This is a genomic window from Azoarcus sp. DN11 (genome assembly GCF_003628555.1).
In the GTDB taxonomy this organism is placed as follows: domain Bacteria; phylum Pseudomonadota; class Gammaproteobacteria; order Burkholderiales; family Rhodocyclaceae; genus Aromatoleum.
The window spans coordinates 2178458-2194438 of record NZ_CP021731.1 but is presented as its reverse complement, the minus strand read 5'-3'; the positions used below and the strand labels follow the sequence as shown (position 1 = coordinate 2194438).

14 protein-coding genes are annotated in these 15981 nt (G+C 68.7%); 2 read left to right on the top strand and 12 right to left on the bottom strand.

Going from position 1 to position 15981, the window contains the following annotated elements; translation table 11 throughout:
* Positions 1–42: 42 nt before the first annotated feature.
* From CDA09_RS09990 to prpF, 12 genes are all read right to left on the bottom strand, one after another.
* The gene (locus tag CDA09_RS09990; RefSeq protein WP_121428486.1) at positions 43–468 is read right to left on the bottom strand and encodes a Zn-ribbon domain-containing OB-fold protein; all 426 of its coding nucleotides are present in this window, start codon (positions 466–468) and stop codon (positions 43–45) included.
* 20 nt (positions 469–488) lie between these two features.
* Positions 489–1652 carry a thiolase C-terminal domain-containing protein gene (locus tag CDA09_RS09985; protein WP_121428485.1) on the bottom strand — a complete coding sequence of 388 codons (1164 nt, stop codon included), beginning with the start codon at positions 1650–1652 and terminating at the stop codon, positions 489–491.
* Between the two features lie 13 nt (positions 1653–1665).
* On the bottom strand, positions 1666–2586 hold the full coding sequence (locus CDA09_RS09980) for an enoyl-CoA hydratase-related protein (protein WP_121428484.1): 921 nt from the start codon (positions 2584–2586) through the stop codon (positions 1666–1668).
* 19 nt (positions 2587–2605) lie between these two features.
* The gene (locus CDA09_RS09975; RefSeq protein WP_164844400.1) at positions 2606–3814 is read right to left on the bottom strand and encodes a CaiB/BaiF CoA transferase family protein; all 1209 of its coding nucleotides are present in this window, start codon (positions 3812–3814) and stop codon (positions 2606–2608) included.
* Positions 3815–3845: 31 nt separating this feature from the next.
* Positions 3846–5027, bottom strand: a complete 1182-nt coding sequence (locus tag CDA09_RS09970; protein WP_164844399.1) for a CaiB/BaiF CoA transferase family protein — start codon at positions 5025–5027, stop codon at positions 3846–3848.
* Positions 5028–5246: 219 nt separating this feature from the next.
* Positions 5247–6578 carry a spinster family MFS transporter gene (locus CDA09_RS09965; RefSeq protein ID WP_121428481.1) on the bottom strand — a complete coding sequence of 444 codons (1332 nt, stop codon included), beginning with the start codon at positions 6576–6578 and terminating at the stop codon, positions 5247–5249.
* Positions 6579–6810: 232 nt separating this feature from the next.
* On the bottom strand, positions 6811–7839 hold the full coding sequence (gene dmpG / locus CDA09_RS09960) for a 4-hydroxy-2-oxovalerate aldolase (protein WP_121428480.1): 1029 nt from the start codon (positions 7837–7839) through the stop codon (positions 6811–6813).
* Between the two features lie 10 nt (positions 7840–7849).
* The gene (locus CDA09_RS09955) at positions 7850–8851 is read right to left on the bottom strand and encodes an acetaldehyde dehydrogenase (acetylating) (RefSeq protein WP_121428479.1); all 1002 of its coding nucleotides are present in this window, start codon (positions 8849–8851) and stop codon (positions 7850–7852) included.
* Between the two features lie 98 nt (positions 8852–8949).
* On the bottom strand, positions 8950–9741 hold the full coding sequence (locus tag CDA09_RS09950; protein ID WP_121428478.1) for a fumarylacetoacetate hydrolase family protein: 792 nt from the start codon (positions 9739–9741) through the stop codon (positions 8950–8952).
* Between the two features lie 36 nt (positions 9742–9777).
* Positions 9778–10551, bottom strand: coding sequence for a glucose 1-dehydrogenase (locus CDA09_RS09945; RefSeq protein WP_121428477.1), 774 nt, complete (start codon positions 10549–10551; stop codon positions 9778–9780).
* A 174-nt stretch (positions 10552–10725) separates the two neighbouring features.
* Positions 10726–11703, bottom strand: coding sequence for a flavin reductase family protein (locus tag CDA09_RS09940; RefSeq protein WP_121428476.1), 978 nt, complete (start codon positions 11701–11703; stop codon positions 10726–10728).
* 162 nt (positions 11704–11865) lie between these two features.
* A complete protein-coding gene (prpF, locus tag CDA09_RS09935; protein WP_121428475.1) occupies positions 11866–13068 on the bottom strand; it encodes a 2-methylaconitate cis-trans isomerase PrpF in 1203 nt (400 codons plus the stop codon).
* A gap of 254 nt (positions 13069–13322) precedes the next feature.
* On the opposite strand from prpF, the gene CDA09_RS09930 reads away from it, so the two are divergent.
* Positions 13323–14756 (top strand): coniferyl aldehyde dehydrogenase, encoded by a 1434-nt coding sequence (locus tag CDA09_RS09930; RefSeq protein ID WP_121428474.1) that lies wholly within the window; start codon positions 13323–13325, stop codon positions 14754–14756.
* Positions 14757–14789: 33 nt separating this feature from the next.
* Positions 14790–15953, top strand: a complete 1164-nt coding sequence (locus CDA09_RS09925; RefSeq protein WP_121428473.1) for a helix-turn-helix transcriptional regulator — start codon at positions 14790–14792, stop codon at positions 15951–15953.
* Positions 15954–15981 lie beyond the last annotated feature (28 nt).

Below are 15981 nucleotides of genomic sequence, written 5' to 3'. Positions count from 1 at the left end.
GCGTTCGACATTCGGCGCATTACGGCTATCGCCTAATGCGCCCTACAGAACTGAACGGCGAAAAACGGGCAGCGTCACGGCATCGCCGACTTCCAGGAAATCGACCTCGACGGGCATGCCGATGGCGAGTTCGCCGGCGGCACAATCGACCACGCGCGACAGCAGGCGCACGCCCTCTTCCATCTCGACGACGACCGGCGCGTACGGTGTCGCGGCCGCGAAGGCGGGATGCAGCGCGCGCACCACCTCGGTCCAGGTGAACACCGTGCCCCGCCCGCTGGAACGGGCCCATTCCCACTCCATCGAGCTGCAGTGCGCGCAGATGTCGCGCGGAACGTGGCGGTAGCGTCCGCAGCCGGTGCAGCGCTGGAAGCGCAGCTCGCGGTCACGGCACCAGGCGTAGAACTCGCCGTGCAGGCCCGTGAGACTAGGCAAGGGTTTGTCGTAAGGCATCGCGTTTTCGCTCATGGCGCTTCTCCGAACACTGTTCAGCGACGCAGGACGGCGATGCTGCCGTCACCGAAGTCGCCCCACCCGGTGACGACGCCGATCTCGGCGTCCGCAACCTGCCGCGCGCCGGCTTCGCCGCGCAGTTGGCGCACGGCCTCGACGACGTGCGAAATGCCCAGCACGTGCGCCTGCGAGAGCAGCCCGCCATGCGTATTCACCGGCAGGCGTCCGCCCAGTTCGATACCGCCGTGCTCGACGAAGGCGCCGCCCTCGCCCCGCTTGCAGAAGCCCGCCTCCTCCAGCTGCTGGATGACCTCGAAGGTGAAGCAGTCGTAGATCTGCGCGAAGTCGGCGTCGGCCGGCGTGACGCCGGCCATGCGGAAGGCTTCCGGCGCGGCATTCGTGAGCCCGGTGCGGTGGAAATCCGCGCGATTGGTGATCTCGTCGGCCGGATACGGCTGGCCCGCCGCCGCCCCCATGACGTAGACAGGCTTCCGGCGCAGGTCGCGGGCGCGCTCGACGGTCGTGACGATGAAAGCCGCAGCACCATCGGTCTCGACGCAGCAGTCGAGCAGGCGGTAGGGCGAGGAGATCATCGGCGAGGCGAGGTAGTCGGCCATCGTCAGCGGCTTGCCGTGCATCACGGCGGCCGGGTTGAGCTGTGCGTGCTTGCGCATCGCCAGCGCCACGGCGCCGAGCTGTTCCTCGGTGGTGCCGTATTCGTGCATATGCCTGCGCGCCATCAGCGCGTACCACTGAGGCGGCGCGGTGAGGCCGAAGGGCAGGTAGAAGTCCCGCGCGATCTCGCCGCCGGGAATGGAATTCACGTCGTTGGCGGCGGTCTCGCGCACGCGCGCGCCGGAGTAGCCGTTCCAGCCGCCCGGCACCATCACGTAATCGGCCGCGCCGCTCGTGACCGCCATCGCCGCCATGCGCAACGAACCAACCGGCGCAGCCCCGCCCATGTGCAGGGTGGCCGCGAAACGCAGGTTCTCGCAGCCCAGGCTCGCGGCGAAGGCTTCTGCCTTGCCGACATTCGGGAAAGGCAAGATGCCGTCGATCTGCGCCGCCTTCAGCCCGGCGTCCTCGAGTGCCGAAAGGGACGCCTTGAGCTGGATGCCCATCTCCGAGAGGCCCGAGCCGGGCTTGCGGCAGAAGGGCGTCTCGCCGACGCCCACGATGCAGGCCTTGTCCTTGAACATCGTCGCGCCTCCCCTACTCGGCGGCCGGCGCGTGCTGCGCCTCGTAGCCGGCGAGCAAGCCGCGCCGCGCCTCGGCTTCGCGCTGGCGGATGTCCCAGAAGCGCGCCTTGCGCTTGGCGAGGAAGGCCGCACCGCCCTCCTTGCCTTCGGGCATGTCGAACCAGTCCGGATACATCGCCGCGGAGGTCACGCAGGACTCCTTGTAGCCGTCCATTTCCTGGTCGAACGCGGCCTTCAGCACCTCCAGGCAGCCCGGGCTCACGGCGAGCAGCTCCTCGCACCAGCGATCGACTTCCGCCTCCAGCGCGGCCAGCGGCACAACGGTGTTGATGAGGCCCATCTGCAGCGCCTCGGGCGCCTTGTACTTGCGGCACAGCATCCACATCTCGCGCGCCTTCTTCGCGCCGACGACCTTGGTCAGATACGGCACGAAAAAGCCGTCCGCCGGCGAGGACACGCGCGGCCCGGCCTGGCCGAAGATCGCGTTGTCCGCGGCGATCGTGAAGTCGCAGCAGTAGGCCATGTGGTTGTGGCCGGCGATGCAGTAGCCCTGCACCTGGGCGATGATCGGCTTGCGCGACAGGCGCATCAGCCGGTTGTGCGGGTAGCGGTTGTAAAAGGCCTCGCGCAGCCCCCAGCGCTCCCACTCCACGTCGCCGCCCGCGCCGAAGTGCTTGCCCTTGCCGGCGATCACGATCACGCCGATCGCGGGGTCGTGGTTGGCATCATAGAAGGCGCGGAACATCTCGTCGACGGTCGCGAGCGTTAGCGTGTTCATCTTCTCGGGCTTGTTCAGCGTGATCCGCGCGACCCCGCCGCCCAGTTCGCGATGGGTCTTCTTCTCGTAGAGGATCTCGACGAAGTCGTCGAGCCCTTCCCCTGCAACCGCGCACCATTCGCTCCACGCCGATGCCGGCACGTTTTCGTTGATCATCAATTCATCTCCGGATGGCTCAGGGAATGGCGCGCTGCGCTTTCAGCGCTTCGATCTCGTCCCACTCGTAGCCCAGCAGGTCCATCAGCAGCAGCTCGGTGTCCTGCCCCAGCTGCGGACCGAGGCAGTGGATCTCGCCCGGGGTTTTCGACAGCGTCACCGGCAGGCCGCGCACGTCGACCTCGCGCTGCACTTCCTCGCAATACGCCTTCATGAAGTAGTTGTTGCGCCACGCCTGCTCGTCGCGCACGACGTCGGCGAAGTTGTTCACCGGGCTCGCGACGACGCCTTCGGCGACGCAGCCGCGCATCAGCGCGTCGTGGTCGCGCTGGAGGGTGACGGTTTCGATCGCGTCGATCAGCGCCTCGTGGTGCTGGGCGCGCAAGGCGGCAGTTGCGAAGCGCGCGTCCGCATGCAGCGACGGCGCATCCAGCGCACGGCACAGGGCCGCGAAGCGCGCGTCCTCGTTGGGTTCGCACAGATAGACCCACTTGCCGGCGGTCGGGTACAGGTTCCACAACGGGTTCTCGACCTGCTTGCGCGAGTGCTGCAGCGCGGCGTCGGCGTTGCCGGCGAGGAAGGCCTGCAGCCAGGGCGCCGCGAGGAAGAGTTGCGCGCCGTACAGCGACGCATCGAGGTACTGCCCGCGCCCGGTGCGGCGGCGCTGGTACAGTGCCAGCGCGATGCCCAGCGCCGACATGATGCCGCCATAGGCGTCGCCCGAGCCCATGCCGAGGTACACCGGCGGCTCGCCCGGTTCGCCGAGTCGGGCCATCGCGCCAGTGAGCGCCTGCACCGTCATGTCGAAGGACGGCTTCGACACGCCGCCGAAGCGCCCGTAGCCGGTATTGGTCGCGTACACGAGCTTCGGATTGATCGCCGAGAGCTTCTCGTACGACAGCCCCCACGCCTCCAGCATCTCCGGCGCGAGGTTGGACAGGAACACGTCCGACTTCTCCACCAGCCGGTACAGGATGCCCCGCCCGGCCTCGGTCTTGAGGTCGATCGCCATGCTCTTCTTGTTGCGGTTGATGACGAGGAAGTACTGGTTCCAGTCGCCCACCGGCAGCGACTTGATCGAGCGCACGCCGCGCCCCTGGTCGCCGCCCTGCGGGCGCTCCACCTTGATGACCTCGGCGCCGAAATCGGCCAGGTACTGGGCCGACACCGGCCCCTGGAACCACACGGTGAGGTCGATGACGCGGATTCCTTCGAGTGCTTTCGCCACGGGCGTTCTCCGTTCGCGCTGGGTTTTCGGGTCAGGCCACCACGCCGGCGGCGCGGAGTGCGTGGATGCGGTCTTCGGGATAGGCCAGCAGCTCGTGCAGGATCTGCGCGGTGTGCTGGCCGACGCAGGGGGCGAGCCGTTCGAGGCGCGCCGGGCTGTCGCTCAGGAAGATCGGGAAGCCTAGGCTCTTCACTGCGCCGAAGCTCGGGTGGTCGAGTTCGAGGATGTAGCGGTTGGCGAGCACCTGCGGATCGTTGGCCGGGTAATCGAAGCGCTCGATGACGTCGGCGGACATCTGCTTTTCCTGGAACACCTGGCGCCAGTGGCTGCCGGGTTCGCGCTGGAAGGCCGCTTCCAGTTCGCGGATGAGTTCGAGGCGGTTCGTCTCGGTGCGCTTGTCGTGGGTGTCGAAGCGCGCGTCGTCCGCGGCGATGCCGACCGCGGCGGAGAAGACCGGCCACCAGCGGTCGGTATCTGGCATGGTCAGCGTCACCCAGCGGCCGTCGGCGCTGGGGTAGAGGGAGCCCGACATCGGGTTCGACACGTCGAGGCGCGAGATCGGGGTGATGAAACGCTCGCCCTCGCCGATCGCGAGGAAGGCCTGGATGTCGAGCGCCGCACCGTACATGTTGGCGCCGAAGAGCGAGACATCTACCGCCTGCCCCTCGCCCGTCCCCTGTCGATGCAGCAGCGCCGTGACCACCCCGAAGGCGAGCATCACCGTCGCGTGCATCGCGCCGGCGCCGGTGTAGATCGGCGGCTGACCGGGTTGCGGGAGGATGGGCATCATCCCGGTGCGCGCCGCGGCGAGTTCGTCGATGGGCGGCAGGTCGGCGTCCGGCCCCTGCGGGCCGAAACCGGAGATGCGGCCGAAGACGATGTCGGGGCGCAGCGCGGCCGCGGCGTCGTAGTCGATGCCGAGCGCCGCGAGTTCGTCGCGCTGCCAGTCGGTGACGATCACGTCCGCCTTCGCGACCAGATCTCGCAGCAGTTCGGCACCGTCCGCGCTCGCCGGATCGAGCGCGAGGCTCTCCTTGTTGCGGTGGATCAGGTCGGCCTCGTGGTTCCAGCTTCCGCCGCTCGATTCGCGCACCGGCGGCAGGTCGAGGCGGATCACGCGGGCGCCGAAGTCGGCCAGGAAGGCGGCCGACAGCGAGGCGCAGAACTGCCGGGTCAGGTCGAGTACGATCACATCGTCGAGAGCGCGGCTCATCGGAAATCCTCGTGACGAATTCGGGAGTCGGAGGCGGACTTCACCTCCATGCCGAATCGAGTTTAGCGAGCGCGATTTCCACGGCAGTGGCGGCAGCGAGTCATTTGCGGCCGTTGGCGGATCAATTGCGGACGGGGTCAAATAGGCATCGCGCAGACGTGAAAAAGGGGCCGTCCGGCCCCTGTTCATCCCACCCGCGATCCCGTCTTCCGTTCCGCTTCAGGTCGCCGTTCCGGCCGCCGCGAGCGCCCCCTGCGGCGAGACGCCGACGAGCCCTTTCACGCGCCGAATCGCGAGCATCGCCACACAGGTCGTCAGGCACACGAAGAGCAGCGCATGGCGCAGCGATTCGCCGGCGAACACCGGTTGCAGGCCGTCGCTGATCGCCCCGATCAGCAGCGGCCCGACCCCGACGCCCAGTAAGGTCGTCAGGATGGTGAGGCAGGCCAGCGCGACCGCCCGCTGGCCGGGCGCTACCAGATGCGTGATGTAGCTGTAGGAAGGCGCGACCCACCACACCGAAAAGAAGCCGTTGAGCCCGCACCACAGCATCGCCGTCGGCACCGCGACCGATCCGGCCTGCAGCAACGTCGCGCGCGGCCACAACAGATAGGCCGCCAGCGAGACCACCGCGATACCGTGGCCGATGAGCGGGATGCGCAGGTGCCAGCGCGGGCTGCGATGCGTCAGGCGGTCCGTGAGCCAGCCGCTGAAGAGCATGCCGATGCCGGCCGAAGTGCCCCCGACGAGGCCCGCGAGCAGGCCGGCGTGCTGCAGCGGCAGGCCATGCGAACGCACGAGGAAGGTCGGATTCCACATGCCGTAGGCGTTGGCGCCGAGCGTCGTCACGGCGCTGGCCAGCACCAGATAGCGGTAGGGCCGGCAGTCCCACAGCTGGCGCAGCGTCGCCCGCATGCCCGCGGCGCCGGCGGCGTCGGGGGCATGTCCGCCATCCCAGACGCCACGGCGCGGTTCGCGCACCGCGAACGCGAGCAAGGCCGCGACCGGTAGCACCGGCAGCGCGACGATGATGAAGGCGTTGCGCCAGCCCCAGCTGCCGACCAGCCACGCACCCACGCTCAAGGCGAGGATCGCGGCGAAGGTCGGCGCCGCGGTGAAGCAGCTGATCGCGAAGGACCGGCGCTGCGGCGGATAGAGGTCGGCGATGATGGACAGCGAAGCCGGCGTCGCCGGCGCCTCGGCCACCGCCACCGCCATGCGCGCGAGGACCAGCAGCCCGAACCCGGTCGCGAGCCCGCACAGCGCAGTGGCCACGCACCACATCAGCCCGGACACGGCGAGCAACCGCACGCGCGAGACGCGATCCGCGATGCGGCCCGCGGGCAGGCCCAGCAGCGCATACACGCCGGCGAACGCGAGCCCGGAGATCAGCCCCATCGCCGTGTCGCTCGCGGCGAACTCGCGTTTGATCGGCTCGATCATCACCGCCATGATCTGCCGGCCGACGAAGTTGTCCGCGTACATCAGCGCAAGCAGCAGGAGCAGCGCGTGGCTGCGCCAGCCGGGTGTCGTGGGGCTTGATGCGGACATGGGGGTTCCTATCTGGGATTAAGCGGGCGATGCGCTGGGGGCTCGCATCCCTCCCCCTTCAAGGGGGGCGGAACAGGGGTTTCGGCGAGCACTGCTCGCTGCCTGTGGAGCGGCGAGGCGAAGCCGAGACCACCGGCCAGGAGGGGGATGGGTTTCCGTCGTGCCAGCAAAACCCATCCCCACCCCAACCCTCCCCTTGAAGGGGAGGGAGTAAGCCCGCGCCCCCGGCCGCTCACGCCGCCGCCCGCGCCTTGGCCAGCGTCATCGCGGTATCCTCGATCATGTCCTCCTGCCCGCCCACCATCCCGCGCCGCCCCATCTCGACGAGGATCTCGCGCGCGGGCACGCCGTATTTCTTCTCGGCGCGCTTGGCGAAGAGCAGGAAGGAGCCATACACGCCCGCGTAGCCGAGCGTGAGCGCGTCGCGGTCGATGCGGATCGGGAAGTCCATGATCGGCACGACCAGATCCTCGGCGACGTCCTGGATCCTGAAGACATCGACGCCGGTGTCGATCCCCATCCGCGCGCACACCGCGACCAGCACTTCCATCGGCGTGTTGCCCGCGCCGGCCCCCAGGCCCGCTGCGGCGGCATCTACACGGTTCGCGCCCGCCTCGATCGCCGCGATCGAGTTCGCCACGCCCATCGCGAGGTTGTGGTGGCCGTGGAAGCCCAGCTCGGTCGAGGGCTGCAGCGCCGCACGCACCGCGCCGATGCGCGCGCGCACGTCCTCGGGCAGCATGTAGCCGGCCGAGTCGGTGATGTAGATGCAGTTCGCGCCGTAGCTCTCCATCAGCTTCGCCTGCGCGACGAGCCCTTCGGGGCTGTTCATGTGCGCCATCATCAGGAAGCCGACGGTATCCATGCCGAGCTTGCGCGCCATGCCGATGTGCTGCTCGGAGACGTCCGCCTCGGTGCAGTGGGTGGCGACGCGGATCGTCGAGACGCCCAGCCCGTGCGCCATCTTCAAGTGATCGACGGTGCCGATGCCCGGCAGCAGCAGCGCCGACACCCGCGCCTGCTTCATCAGCGGCACGACCGCGCCGAGGTATTCCTCGTCGGTGTGCGCCGGGAAACCGTAGTTCACCGACGAGCCGCCGAGGCCGTCGCCGTGGGTCACCTCGATCAGCGGCACGCCTGCCGCATCCAGGCCGCAGGCGATGGTCTTCATCTGTTCGAGCGTCATCAGATGACGCTTGGGGTGCATGCCGTCCCGCAGGGTCATGTCATGGACGGTGATCTTCCTGCCTCGCAGTTCCATCGCGTTCTCCTCAGGCTGCGACACGTTGGGAGGCGACCGGCTGCAGCACCAGCTCGCCCTTGAGGATCTCCTCGGCGAACATCTCGGCGGTGCGCGCCGCAGCGGCGGTCATGATGTCGAGGTTGCCGGCGTACTTCGGCAAGTAGTCGCCGAGACCTTCGACCTCCAGGAAGACCGATACGCGCTGGCCGTCGAAGACCGGGCCATTGACGAGCCGGTAGCCCGGCACGTACTTCTGCACGTCCGCGATCATCGCGTGGATGGACGCGCTGATCGCCGCCTGGTCGGGCTCGGATTCGGTCAGGCAATGCACGGTGTCGCGCATCATCAGCGGCGGCTCGGCCGGGTTGATGACGACGATGGCCTTGCCCTGCTTCGCGCCACCCACCTTCTCGACCGCAGCGGCCGTGGTGCGCGTGAACTCGTCGATGTTCTTGCGTGTGCCGGGGCCAATCGAGCGCGACGACACGGTCGCGATGATCTCGCCATACGCGACCGGCTGCACGCGCGAAATCGCCGCGACCATCGGGATCGTCGCCTGCCCGCCGCAGGTCACCATGTTCACGTTCATTTCAGAGAGCAGGCCCCCACGCTCGCTCCGCTCGCTGCCCCCCGAGGGGGCTCGGCCGTCTTGGGAGCGGCCCGGCGACGGCCGTCCGACGTGCCCGGTGAGATTCACCGGCGGCACGCAGTACGGGCCGATCGCCGCGGGCGTGAGGTCGATCATCAGCACACCCAGCTCGTTGAGCTTGCGGCTGTTCTCGGCATGCACGTAGGCGCTGGTCGCGTCGAAGGCGATCCGGATGTCGTCCGCGGCGACGTGCGGCAGCAGGCCGTCGACGCCCTCGGCGGTCGTCTTCAGGCCCATTTCGCGCGCGCGCACCAGGCCGTCCGAGTCCGGGTCGATGCCGACCATCCACACCGGCTCCAGCACCGGGCTGCGCTGCAGCTTGTACAGCAGATCGGTGCCGATGTTGCCCGGCCCGATCAGCGCGCATCGGATCTTTTTCATCGTGTTTTCCTTATGGGTTCTCTGTTGGGGTGGCGCAGCGCACGCGGCGCGGAGGAGGAGAGCGATGGGTTTCGCGCCGCGTGCCTGCAACCGGAAAACTAGGGGCCGAAGCCGATCGAACAGCCGCCCAGGCCGTCGATCTGCATCGTGAAGCGGTCGCCCGCGACGACCGGCACGAGCGGCGCGAGCGAACCCGAGAGGATCAACTCGCCCTTGCGGAACGGGATGCCGAACTCGCCGAGCGTGTTCGCGAGCCACGCGACCGCCTCCGCCGGGTGGCCCTGCACCGCCGAGCCGAGGCCGCTGCCCGCGGGCTCACCGTTGCGGAACATCTCCATGCGCAAGGCGGCGAGATCCAGCCCGCGCGGATCGACGTGCTCGCGCCCGACCACGAACACGCCGCAGGAGGCGTTGTCCGCGACCGTGTCCTGGATGCGGATCTTCCAGTCGTCGATGCGGGAATCGACGATCTCGAAGCACGGCGCGACCCACTCGGTCGCCGCCAGCACCTCCTCGCGCGTCACGCCCGGCCGGCGCAGGTCGGCCTTCAGCATGAAAGCGATCTCGCCCTCGGCGCGCGGCTGGATCAGCCCGGCCTGTGCGAGGCTCACGGTCGCGCCGTCGTCGAGTTGCATCGCGTCGGTCAGGAAGCCGAAGTCCGGCTGATGCACGTTGAGCATGTCCTGCACGGCCTTGCTCGTGACGCCGATCTTCTTGCCGATCACGCGCTCGCCTTCCCCCTCGCGCCGCGCGAGCAGCCGCAGCGAAATGCGATAGGCGTCGGCGACGGACATGCCGTCGTGGCGCGAGCTAAGGGGTGCCACCGTGCGTCGGCCGCGCAGCGCGGCGTGCAGCTCGTCGCCCAGGGTTTCGATGAGGGAGTCGTCCATGCTTGTCTTTGTTGTCGTCTCTGTCGGGAAGGTGGTTCAGCCCGGCCACACGCTCGATTCGGCCCCGCCATCGACCTCGATGACCTTGCCGGTCACCCAGCGCGAGGCATCGGAACCGAGGTAGAGCGCCGCGGCGGCGATGTCCTCGGTCTCGCCGAGGCTCTGCAGCGGGGTGTTTTTGATCATCCCGTCGCGCATCTCGGGCGGCAGCACGCGGTTGAGCGCATCGGTGAGGACGGGGCCCGGCGCAATCGCATTCACGCGCACCTGGGGGGCGAAATCCTGCGCCAGCAGCCGCGTCAGTTGCGTCAGCGCCGCCTTCGCCGTGCCGTAGGCGCTGAAGTGCGGCTGCGCATAGCGCGCGGCGCCCGAGGTGATGTTGATGATGTTGCCGCCGCCCGCCTCGCGCATCAGCGGCACGCACAACTGGCTCAGCGCGTAGGCGGAACTCACGTTGAAGCGGAACACCTCCTCGAACTCCCCGGGCGTCATCTTCAGCGGATGGTTCGGACCGGCGCCGCCTGCGTTGTTCACGAGATGCGTCACGCGCCCGAAGGCCTCCTGTGCGGCGGCGACGAGCGCGGCCCGCTGGCCGGAATCATTCACGTCGCACGACACCGCCAGTGCCCGGCGTCCCATCGCGCGCACCTCGGCCGCCACGGCCTCGACATCGGCCAGCGTGCGCGCCGCGCACACCACGTCGGCGCCGCGCTCGGCAAAGGCCAGCGCAATCGCGCGCCCGATGCCGCGGCCCGCGCCCGTCACCACGGCCACGCGGCCTTCCATGCTGAAGCGATCGATGATGCTCATGCTGTCCTCTTTAAATCGAACTCGTGATCCGGATGTCCCGTCTGTTTTGTTCCTCCCCCTTCAAGGGGGAGGTTAGGAGGGGGATGGGTTTCTGCGGCGTCTGCTTAACCCATCCCCACCCCAGCCCTCCCCTTGAAGGGGAGGGAGTGTTCGTGCCTCTCGCTCAGCAAACACTTAGCGCGGCGCCCACAGGTCGGGCAGCCCCGGATCGGTCGCGGCGACGAAGCGCTTGAGCATCAGCTTGAGCGCCATCACGTCGCCCGCGCCGAGCTTGTCGGCGAGGTTGTCCTCCTGCGCCTTCGCCAGCGCGATCTGCCGCAGCGTCACTTCGCGCCCGTCGGCGGTCAGCACGAAACGGCTCACCTTGCCGTACTGCTCGCACGCCACGAAGCGCCGTGCCTCCAGCGCCGCCATCATTTCCGGCGTCGCCTGGATCCCCGTGTAGCCGACGAAGGCGTTGATCTCGTCGAGCGTGAGGTTGTCGCGGATGCACAGCACCGACAGCAGGAAAAAGTTCGCCTCGTCCAGCGCGTCGCCCGCCAGCATGCGGCGCAGCCCGAACAGCATCTGGTAATGGGCGCGCCCCAGCAGGTAGCCGAGCAGATCCTCGGTGTAGCTGCACTCGGGCGGGGGCGGCGCGGCCAGCCGCAGTTCGCTGCGCGGCTTGCGCGCCGCCAGCGCATACTGGCCCGCCTGATACACGAGCGGTGCGTGCTCGCTGCGGTCGTAGGCGCGCACTTCGCCGACGAAGATCACGTGATCGCCGCCTTCGTAGGTGAAGGCGGTGCGGCACTGGAAGCGCGCCGTGCAGCCGGGCAGCAAGGGCGCCTTGCTGATGCCCTCGTCGAGCTCGATGTCGCCGAACTTGTCCGCCCCCTGCGACGCGAAGCGCCCCGACAGGCCCTCCTGCGCCGCCGACAGCACATGCACGTTCCAGTCCTGGCTCGCCGAGAAGGCCTCCAGGCTGCGCGCGTTCTTCGCGAGGCTCCACAGCACCAGCGGCGGATTGAGCGACACGGAGTTGAAACTGTTGGCCGTCACACCGACCGGCGTGCCGTCCGGCGCCCGCGTCGTGATGATCGTGACCCCGGTCGTAAAGGTGCCGAGCGCGGCACGGAACGCCTGCGGATCGAAGCTCGCTTGCGACGTCATCGGGGGCCTCCGGATACAGGGAACATGGCCGCAGTATCAAAGTTGGCCAGGCCTGCAACATCGTCCCAACGGACTAACAGCGAACCCGCCGGATGCACACCCCCTCCGACGCTGCGAATGCCGCGCCGCCAGCGGCGATGACAGCGAGAAAAGGAGGAGGTGTCAGCTCGGGGGATGGGCGTAATCGCCGGGCACGAACACGTAGCCATCCATCAGCCGCCGCGCACTGCGGCTCATCGTGGCCCGCTCGACACGCCACGCTCCGCCGACGCATGCGGCCGCAGCGCCCACCGTCAGACGCCCCGACGGATGGCCGACGCGAATTTCCCCGCGCGGCCCCTCGGCGCCGAACAGGCGCGACACCACCGTCCCGGGAACGGCTGCCGCAACGGCCAAGGCAATCGCGCCGGTGCCGGTCATCGCATGATGCAGTTTGCCCATCGACAGGATGCGCGCGCACAGGTCGATGGCTTCGGCCTCCACCCGCCGCCCGTCCGACGCGGGGAAGCTCGTCGGCGGCGCAACGAAGGCGAGTTTGGGCGTGTGCGGGCGGCTTTCCGTCGCCTCGCCCGCGCTGCGGGCCAGACCCATAGCCACCGCCCCGAAGGCGCGCAAGGACTCGCAGCGCGCGAGCACCGCCTCGTCCTGGTTGATCTCGGGTTGAAGCTCCGTGCCGCGGAAGCCCACCGCCGCCGCATCCACGAAGATGGTCGGATTGCCTGCATTGATCAAGGTCGCCTCGATCCGCCCCAGTCCCGGCACCTCGACCACGTCGATCGGACGCCCGGACGGAAACATGGCCCCGCCCTCGCTGCCCTCCTCCGCCGCGGGATCGAGGAATTCGAGCCGGATCTCCGCCGCCGGGAAGCTCACGCCATCCAGCTCGAAGTCGCCCATCTCCTGCACCTCGCCCCCCTGCATAGGCACGTGCGCGATGATCTTCCTGCCGATATTCGCCTGCCAGATCCGCACCACGGCCCGGCCCTCGTCGGGCGCATCGAGCAGGCCGCGCGCAATCGCGAAGGGCGCGACGGCCGCGGTCAGATTGCCGCAGTTTCCGCTCCAGTCGATCACGGGGCGCTCGACCGACACGGCGCCGAACCAGTAGTCGACATCGCAGTCCGCACGACGGCTGCGGCACACCAGAACGACCTTGCTGGTGCTGGAGGTGGCGCCCCCCATGCCATCGATCTGCTTGCCGTAGGGATCCGGGCTGCCGACGACCCGCATCAACAGCGCGTCGCGCAGCGCGGGGGCGTCCCGCACTGCCTCGGGAAGATCCTCGGGGGTGAAAAACACCCCCTTGCTGGTGCCGCCGCGCATGTACGTGGCGCGCACGGCGATCTGACGGGACGACCGGTTCATAAAGCAGCCTGGACAAAGGTGAGCGAGATTGCGCGCCCGCACGGAAGCGCCGAACCAAGCCTATCCGGGCACCTCGCGCAGAGGCAAGCGAATCGGCCGCCCGGGCGCTCGATCTATTCGCCACCGATCATTGAGATCATGGTCCGATCGGACGAGGCCGGCCCTCGCCGTGGAGTGATAGTGTTGCGTCCAAAGCGCACGCTGCATTCCACCGCGCGACACTTGTCCGAACACCCACCGGAACCGCCCCCGCCATGACATCCACCGTAAGCACAGTCGCCGGCCTGAACGAAATGCTCGCGCAGCAGAAAACCGCCTTCATGGCCGCCGGCCCGGTCAGTGCGGAAGAACGCCGGGCGCGCATCCAGGCCGTGATCGACCTCCTCGTCAAGCATCACGAAGCCCTCGTCACCGCGATGGAAGCGGACTTCGGCAGCCGGCCCAAGGGCTTCTCGCTGATGAACGACGTGCTCGGCTCGCTCACTTCGCTCAAGCACGCGCGCGACCACCTCGAAGCGTGGATGCAATCCGAGAAGCGCCAGCCCTTCACGCCCTACGATCACTTCGGCGGCGAAGCCTGGGTGATGTACCAGCCCAAGGGCTCGGTGGGCATCATCGGCACCTGGAACGCGCCGCTATTCACGCTGCTGAGCCCGCTCGCCTACGTGCTCGCGGCGGGCAACCGCGCGATCCTGAAGCCCTCCGAAATCACGCCGCGCACCGCGGCCGCCGTCGCCGAAACCTTCGCCGCATCGATCGACCCGGCCATCGTCGGCGTCGTGACCGGAGGCCCCGACATCGGCGAAGCCTTCAGCCGCCAGCCCTTCGACCATCTCGTGTTCACCGGCAGCACCGCCATCGGCCGCGAGGTCATGCGCAACGCCGCAGAGAACCTCGTGCCGGTCACGCTCGAACTCGGCGGAAAGTCGCCGACGATCGTCGCACGCAGCGCCGACCTCGCCACCGCCGCCTTCCGCATCGCCGCCGCGAAGGGCTCCAACGGCGGCCAGCTGTGCGTGAACCCGGACGTGATCTACGCCCCGCGCGAACGGCTTGAGGACTTTGTCGGCGCGCTCAAGTCCGCCTACGCCTCCCTGTTCCCCGCCGTCGCCGGCAACCCGGACGTCGTCGCGGTCGTGAACGCCCGCCATCTCGCCCGAGTCGAAGCCTGTGTGGACGACGCCGCCGCGGCCGGCGCGCGCGTCGAGGTCACGCCCGCGCCGACACCCGCCGACCCCGCGGACCGCCGCCGCCCGCTGCGCATCGTCATCGACCCGCCGCGCAGCTGCCGCATCATGCAGGAAGAGATTTTCGGCCCCGCCGTGGTCGTGCTGCCCTACGACGACATCGACGCCGTCATCGCCGACATCAACGCCCGTCCGCGCCCCCTCGCGCTGTACTACTTCGGCGAGGACGCCGCCGAGCAGCAGCGCGTGCTCGACCACACTCTCTCGGGCGGCGTCACGATCAACGAAGCGATGTTCCACGCCGCGATGCAGGACGCGCCTTTCGGGGGCGTCGGCGCCTCGGGCATGGGCCACTACCACGGCCGCGAAGGCTTCATCGAGTTCAGCCACGTGCGCACGGTGTTCAAGGCCCCGGCCTACGACCCGCGGCGCGAATGGGGCACACTGCCGCCCTACCCCGAGCATTTCCTCGCCGCGATGCAGTCCCAGGTCACTCCCTGACAGCGCGCCCGACCCGACACTGGAGGATTCCCGATGGCACCCGAGACCGACCTCGCAAGCCGATTCGCCGCCTCCGGTCTCGGCGTCGCCGAATACGACCACCTCATCCGGCTCGTCTACGAAGGCGTCACGGAGACGGTGCCCTGGACGCGGCTGCTCGAAGCCCTTCGCCAGCGGCTCGACGCCAACTACGTCTCGCTGATCCTGCGCCCGCCGACGCCCGAGCAGCAGTGGCGCGTCGTCTTCGCCGGCGAAGCCCAGCCGGCAATCGCCTCCACGTACGAAACCTTCTTCTACGCGATGGACCCCTTCGTCAATCTGCCCGCCGACCGCATGGTCACGGTCGACGAAGTGATCAACGAGGCGGACTGGCTCAAGAGCGCCATCTACCAGGAATTCCTCAAGCCGCTCAACATCCGCTACTACATGGGCGCCGACGTGGGCGGCGGCAACGACGCCATCTGCCGCGTCCGCGTCAGCCGCCCGATTGGCTCGGTTCCCTTCTCCGAGCACGAGCGGGCGCTCTGCACGCTGCTGCTGCCGCACCTGAAATGCGCCGTGCGCCTGCGCTCCACGCAGGACGCCACCGAGGCCGAACGCACGGTCTACGCCGGCGCGCTGGAGCGCCTGTCGATCGGCGCCGTGATCCTGGACAAGAAGGGGCGCGTACTCAAGACCAACCGCGCCGCCGAGGAGATCCTCGCCGAACGCAACGGCATCAGCGTGGCCCAGGGCGGCCTCCAGGCCGCCTACGGCAGCGAGAATCGCGAACTGCACCGCCTCATCGAGCAGGCCGTCGCGGGCCACACCGACCGTGGCCCCGGCGTCGTCGGCGCGATGTCCATCACCCGCACCGCCGGCCACGGCAACCTCGGCATTCTCGTGCGCACCGCCCCCATCACCGAATGGTCCGAAACCGCCAACCGCCCCGCCGCCGTCGTCGTCATCCGCGACTCCGAATCGCGCGTGCAGGCCTCGCAGGCGCTGATGAAACGCCTCTACGGCCTGACGCCCGCGGAGTCGACCCTTACGCTCAAGCTGCTGGACGGGCTCACCGTCGACGAAGCGGCCGAAGAGCTGTCCATCAGCCGCAACACGGCGCGCTGCCAGCTGCGGGCGATCTTTGCGAAAACGGGGGTGACGCGGCAGACGGAGTTGCTAAGACTGTTGCTGGGCGGGGTGATTCCGCTGGCGTGAAGTTCCCAAAGTAAAACAAGCGTCGCCG

Bases quoted from the DNA above. Each gene is read 5' to 3' on its own strand.
- CDA09_RS09990 (WP_121428486.1), bottom strand. From the start codon at position 468: ATGAGCGAAAACGCGATGCCTTACGACAAACCCTTGCCTAGTCTCACG.
- CDA09_RS09985 (WP_121428485.1), bottom strand. From the start codon at position 1,652: ATGTTCAAGGACAAGGCCTGCATCGTGGGCGTCGGCGAGACGCCCTTC.
- CDA09_RS09980 (WP_121428484.1), bottom strand. From the start codon at position 2,586: ATGATCAACGAAAACGTGCCGGCATCGGCGTGGAGCGAATGGTGCGCG.
- CDA09_RS09970 (WP_164844399.1), bottom strand. From the start codon at position 5,027: ATGAGCCGCGCTCTCGACGATGTGATCGTACTCGACCTGACCCGGCAG.
- CDA09_RS09965 (WP_121428481.1), bottom strand. From the start codon at position 6,578: ATGTCCGCATCAAGCCCCACGACACCCGGCTGGCGCAGCCACGCGCTG.
- dmpG (WP_121428480.1), bottom strand. From the start codon at position 7,839: ATGGAACTGCGAGGCAGGAAGATCACCGTCCATGACATGACCCTGCGG.
- CDA09_RS09955 (WP_121428479.1), bottom strand. From the start codon at position 8,851: ATGAAAAAGATCCGATGCGCGCTGATCGGGCCGGGCAACATCGGCACC.
- CDA09_RS09950 (WP_121428478.1), bottom strand. From the start codon at position 9,741: ATGGACGACTCCCTCATCGAAACCCTGGGCGACGAGCTGCACGCCGCG.
- CDA09_RS09945 (WP_121428477.1), bottom strand. From the start codon at position 10,551: ATGAGCATCATCGATCGCTTCAGCATGGAAGGCCGCGTGGCCGTGGTG.
- CDA09_RS09940 (WP_121428476.1), bottom strand. From the start codon at position 11,703: ATGACGTCGCAAGCGAGCTTCGATCCGCAGGCGTTCCGTGCCGCGCTC.
- prpF (WP_121428475.1), bottom strand. From the start codon at position 13,068: ATGAACCGGTCGTCCCGTCAGATCGCCGTGCGCGCCACGTACATGCGC.
- CDA09_RS09930 (WP_121428474.1), top strand. From the start codon at position 13,323: ATGACATCCACCGTAAGCACAGTCGCCGGCCTGAACGAAATGCTCGCG.
- CDA09_RS09925 (WP_121428473.1), top strand. From the start codon at position 14,790: ATGGCACCCGAGACCGACCTCGCAAGCCGATTCGCCGCCTCCGGTCTC.